The organism is Streptomyces plumbidurans (assembly GCF_019857225.1).
Classification (GTDB): Bacteria; Actinomycetota; Actinomycetes; order Streptomycetales; family Streptomycetaceae; genus Streptomyces; species Streptomyces plumbidurans.
In genome coordinates, this window is sequence record NZ_JAFJSY010000149.1 from 1 (window position 1) to 4,825 (window position 4,825).

The 4,825-nt window shown below is 68.5% G+C and carries 5 protein-coding genes; all 5 read left to right on the forward strand.

All coding sequences use genetic code 11. The annotated features are described in order from the left end of the window. The first annotated feature begins 195 nt into the window (after positions 1 to 195). The gene (locus JYK17_RS39955) at positions 196 to 1,206 is read left to right on the forward strand and encodes a substrate-binding domain-containing protein (RefSeq protein WP_108016151.1); all 1,011 of its coding nucleotides are present in this window, start codon (positions 196 to 198) and stop codon (positions 1,204 to 1,206) included. A 3-nt stretch (positions 1,207 to 1,209) separates the two neighbouring features. Further along, positions 1,210 to 2,226 (forward strand): ABC transporter permease, encoded by a 1,017-nt coding sequence (locus JYK17_RS39960; RefSeq protein WP_108016152.1) that lies wholly within the window; start codon positions 1,210 to 1,212, stop codon positions 2,224 to 2,226. After that, positions 2,223 to 3,110, forward strand: a complete 888-nt coding sequence (locus tag JYK17_RS39965; protein ID WP_234548375.1) for an ATP-binding cassette domain-containing protein — start codon at positions 2,223 to 2,225, stop codon at positions 3,108 to 3,110. Before JYK17_RS39960 ends, JYK17_RS39965 begins: the two co-directional genes overlap by 4 nt. Beyond that, on the forward strand, positions 3,107 to 3,862 hold the full coding sequence (locus tag JYK17_RS39970; protein WP_219917732.1) for a nucleoside/nucleotide kinase family protein: 756 nt from the start codon (positions 3,107 to 3,109) through the stop codon (positions 3,860 to 3,862). Before JYK17_RS39965 ends, JYK17_RS39970 begins: the two co-directional genes overlap by 4 nt. A gap of 42 nt (positions 3,863 to 3,904) precedes the next feature. After that, on the forward strand, positions 3,905 to 4,825 hold a 921-nt coding region (locus tag JYK17_RS39975), incomplete at its 3' end, for a LacI family DNA-binding transcriptional regulator (RefSeq protein ID WP_222812302.1).

Consider the following 4,825-nt stretch of genomic DNA (forward strand, 5'->3'; position numbering starts at 1 on the left):
CGAGAGGGTCAGGGGGAAGACCATCATCCGCGTTCGTCCGTGAGGACTCGCGACATCGAGACGGCTGCCGTCACCGCCGATCGCCGGCAATTCCGCAAAGCTTTGCGCAATGCCTATGCAGATGTCGCACCGCGAACTAAGTTGTGCGGCAGTCCTGGCGGGTCGAGGAGATCCGTCGGCCGAAAGGAGCAGGTCATGAGTCATCTGCGTATCTCCGCGAGAGTGCCTGTCGTCGCGGCGGCGGGCGTGGCCCTGCTGGTCGCCGGCTGTTCGTCCACCAAGAGTGGGGGTTCGGACAGCGGCACCGACTCCGGCGGCAAGATCGCCATCGGACTGGTGACGAAGACCAACAGCAACCCCTACTTCGTGAAGCTGCGTGAGTCGGCGCAGGACGAGGCGAGCAAGAAGGGGGCCAAACTGATCGCGCTGGCGGGCAAGTTCGACGGTGACAACCAGGGCCAGGTCGACGCGATCAACAACCTCGTCGCCCAGAACGTGAAGGGCATCCTCATCACCCCGAGCAACTCCACCGGCGTCCTGGGCGCCATCAAGGCCGCCCGTGACAAGGGCATCGTCGTCATCGCGCTGGACACCGCGACCGACCCGGCCAGCGCCGTGGACGCCACGTTCGCCACGGACAACGAGGCTGCGGGCGTCAAGCAGGGCAAATACGTCAAGGGTGCGCTGAAGGGCAAGAAGCCCGCCGTCGCCCTGCTCGACGGAACGCCGGGCTCCACCGTGGACGATCTGCGGCACAAGGGCTTCCTGAAGGGCTTCGGGCTGACCAACGGCTCCCCCGAGATCAAGGGCACCGCCGTGACCAACGGCGACCAGACCAAGGCCCAGACCGCGATGGAGAACCTGTACCAGCGCGATCACGGGATCAACGCGGTCTACACGATCAACGAACCCGCTGCCGCCGGTGCGGCGCAGGCTCTGAGCGGCAAGTCGGGCGTGGTCATCGGTTCGATCGACGGCTCGTGCACAGGTGTACGCAACGTGCAGAGCGGCAAGTTCGCCGCCACCGTCATGCAGTTCCCGAAGAAGATGGCTCAGCAGGGCGTCGACGCCGTGGTGGCCTACGCCAAGGACAAGACGAAGCCCTCCGGATTCACGGACACCGGCTCCCAGCTCATCACCGACAAGCCCCTGCCCGGACTGGCCTCCAAGGACACCGCCTGGGGTCTGAAGAACTGCTGGGGCTGATCCGTGACCACCACGCAGACCTCCCCTGTGGCGCCCGAGGGCGACACCACCCGTCCCCCGGCCAAGACCGCTGTCGCACGGGCCCTCGGCAACACGGCCGCCGGCCCGCTGGCCGCGCTGGTCATAGCCGTGATCGTCTTCTCGGTCACCACCGACACGTTCTTCAACATCGACAACGCTTCACTGATCGTGGAGCAGTTCCTGGTCATCGGCACGCTCGCCCTCGGCCAGACCCTCATCATCCTGACCGCCGGCATCGACCTGGCCAACGCGGCCATCATGGTGCTGGGAACCCTCGTCATCGCCAAACTCAGCCAGAACGCCCTGCCCGCGGGCGTCGCCCTGATCGTCGGCGTGCTGCTGTGCACGGCCATCGGCGCCGTCTCCGGAACGCTCGTGACCCGGCTGCGGCTGCCTCCGTTCATCGTCACGCTCGGCGTGCTCAGCGTGCTGACCGCGACCGGCCAACTCTTCGCCAACGGCGAGAGCTTCTCCGTCCCCTCCGGTGTGCTGACCTTCCTGGGCAAGCGCTCCTACCTGTTCGGCAGGGTCGAGGTCACCTACGGCATGGGGATCGCGATCATCCTCATCGTCGGCCTGTGGTTCCTGCTCACGCAGACCTCCTGGGGCCGTAACGTCTACGCGGTCGGCGACGACGAGGAAGCGGCCCGGCTCACCGGGATCAACACCCGCCGCACCCTGCTGAGCGTGTACGTCCTGGCCGGGTTCGTCTACGCCATCGCCGCCTGGCAGGCCCTGGGCCGCATCCCGAACGCCGACCCGAACGCCTTCCAGACGGGCAACCTGGACAGCATCACCGCCGTGGTGATCGGCGGCACCAGCCTCTTCGGCGGGCGCGGCGGCGTCCCGGGCACCGTGCTGGGCGCCCTGGTCGTCACCGTCCTGACCAACGGGCTGACCCAGGCCGGCATCGACAGCCTGTACCAGCAGGTCGCCACCGGCATCCTCGTCATCGTCGCCGTCGCGGTGGACCGCGTCGTCCGCAGGAGGGCAGCATGAACCAGCCCCAGGCATCGGCCCAGGCGCCCGCGCCGCGTACCGACGACGTGGTGATGCGCGCGAGCGGCCTGGTCAAGCGCTACGGCAACGTCGTGGCCATCCGTGAGTCCGACTTCGAGATCCGCGCCGGTGAGGTCCTCGCCGTCGTCGGGGACAACGGAGCGGGCAAGTCGAGCCTGATCAAGGCCCTGAGTGGGGCGCTTGTCCCGGACGCCGGAACCATCGAACTGAACGGCCGGCCGGTCCGCTTCCACGGGCCGCGCGACGCACGCGCTGCAGGCATCGAGACCGTCTACCAGACGCTCGCCGTCGCACCGCAGATGGACATCGCCACCAACCTCTTCCTGGGCCGGCCCCTGCGCCGCCCGGGCCTGCTGGGCTCGGGTCTGCGCATGCTGGACCACAAGAAGATGCGCACTCAGGCCGCCGAGCAGCTGGACCGGCTCGGCATCGCCACCATCCAGGACATCACCCAGCTGGTCGGCACGCTCTCCGGCGGTCAGCGCCAGGCCGTGGCCGTGGCCCGCGCGGCCATGTTCGGCACCCGGCTGATCATCATGGACGAGCCGACCGCGGCCCTGGGCGTGCGGGAGTCCCGTCAGGTTCTGGACCTCATCGCCCGGATCCGTGACCGGGGCATGCCGGTCATCCTCGTCAGCCACGACATGCCGCAGGTCTTCGAGATCGCCGACCGCATCCATGTGCACCGCCTGGGCAGGCGCGCCGCGGTGGTCACACCCAAGTCGGGCACGATGACCGAGGTCGTGGGCCTGATGACCGGCGCCCTGCAGATGGCCGCCGACGGGGCGCTCCTGGAAAGCACCACCCAGCACATGCCCGAGGAGAAGCCCACCTCCCCCCACCCGTCGGAGTCCGCCGAATGACGATCGCCGGCAGCAACGACATCGACAGTAATGACTTCGACAGCAAAGACTTCGACACCGCTGACATCGACACCACTGACATCGGCGGGAAGGCCCACCCGCCCCGCAACCCGCTCTACGGGCACCCCCCGATGAATGCCCTCGTCGAGCGCGCGCTGCAACTGAGCGCGAACGGGCGGGGCCTGCTCGGGATCGTAGGAGAACCCGGCGCGGGCAAATCCACGTTCGCCGAGCAGCTGTTGGAGGAGGTGGAGGACAGGCAGGCCGGAGTCGCCGTAGCCGTGTCGATGGACGGGTTCCATCTCGCCCAGAAGGTCATCGCGGCCCGCGGGCAGGCCGCCAGCAAGGGCACGATCGAGACCTTCGACGCGGACGGCTTCCTCGCCTTCCTGCGCCGTACGCGCGCCGAAACCGATCGCAGCGTGTGGTGGCCGGAGTTCAACCGCGACCTCGAGGACGCGGTGGCCGGGGCGATCGAGGTCGCACCGCGCCACCAACTGGTCATCGTCGACGGCAACTTCCTGCTGTCCACGCGGGGTTCATGGGGGCAGGTGAAGTCCCTGCTGGACGAAGCCTGGTTCCTGGACGCCCGCCCGGAGCCCCGGCGCGAGCGGCTGACCCGCCGTTACATCAGCTACGGCTTCACTCCACAGGCCGCCCGCGCGAAGGCTCTCGGCGTCGACGAGAGCACCAGCGCCCTCATCCGCAGCACCGCCCCTCGGGCCGATCTGGTGCTCAGCGAGCTTGGATAAGATCCGGACATGGCAGGCAGAACACCCCGACAGACACCCACCATGTCCGATGTGGCACGTCGGGCAGGCGTATCCGTGTCGACGGTGTCGCACGTGCTCAACAAGACCCGTCCGGTCGCGCAGGCGACGGTGCGCAACGTCCTGGATGCCGTGGCGGAGATCGGTTACGTGCCCGATCCGGTCGCCCGCGCCCTCGACAGCACCGGGTACGGGAGCATAGGCCTGGCCATGTCGGCCCTGTCCAACCCGTACTTCAGCAACGTCGTTCACGGCATCGACCGACACGCCTCCGCCGCCGGCTACTCGGTGCTGCTGGCGGACACCCACGACGAAGCGGACATGGAAGTGAAGGCGGTCAGTGAACTGCTGCGCCGCAGGGTCAGCGCGATCATCCTGGCCGCCTCGTGCGACGGCGCCCAGGCCATCCGCTACGCCAACAAGGTCGACGTGCCCGTCATCGCCATCGACCGTTTCGTCCCCGCTGACGTCGACCAGGTCGCCGTGGACAACACCGAGCCCACCGCGGTGCTCGTGGATCACCTGGCGTCCATCGGGCACACCCGCATCGCCATGATCGCCGGGCGGGACGGCCTGACCACCACCGTCGAGCGCAGCGCCGGTTACCGGCTGGGGCTACGCCGCAACGGCATCGAAGTCCGCCCGGACTACGAGGCGAACGGCGACTCCAGCGAGGACGGCGCGGAGGCCGCTCTCGGCCGGCTCCTGTCCCTCCCCGAACCGCCCACGGCTCTCGTCGCGGGCAACAACCGCATGACCATCGGCGCCATGCGCGCGCTGCGCAACGCGGGCCTGAAGGTCCACGGCGACATGGCCCTCGTCTCGTTCGACGACTTCGAATGGGCGGACCTCTTCCACCCCCGGCTGACCGCCATGGCCCAACCGGCCCTCTCCATCGGCGAGCAGGCCGTCTCCATGGCCCTGTCCCGGATCGCCTCCCCCTCC

Bases quoted from the DNA above. Each gene is read 5' to 3' on its own strand.
- JYK17_RS39955 (WP_108016151.1), top strand. From the start codon at position 196: ATGAGTCATCTGCGTATCTCCGCGAGAGTGCCTGTCGTCGCGGCGGCG.
- JYK17_RS39970 (WP_219917732.1), top strand. From the start codon at position 3,107: ATGACGATCGCCGGCAGCAACGACATCGACAGTAATGACTTCGACAGC.
- JYK17_RS39965 (WP_234548375.1), top strand. From the start codon at position 2,223: ATGAACCAGCCCCAGGCATCGGCCCAGGCGCCCGCGCCGCGTACCGAC.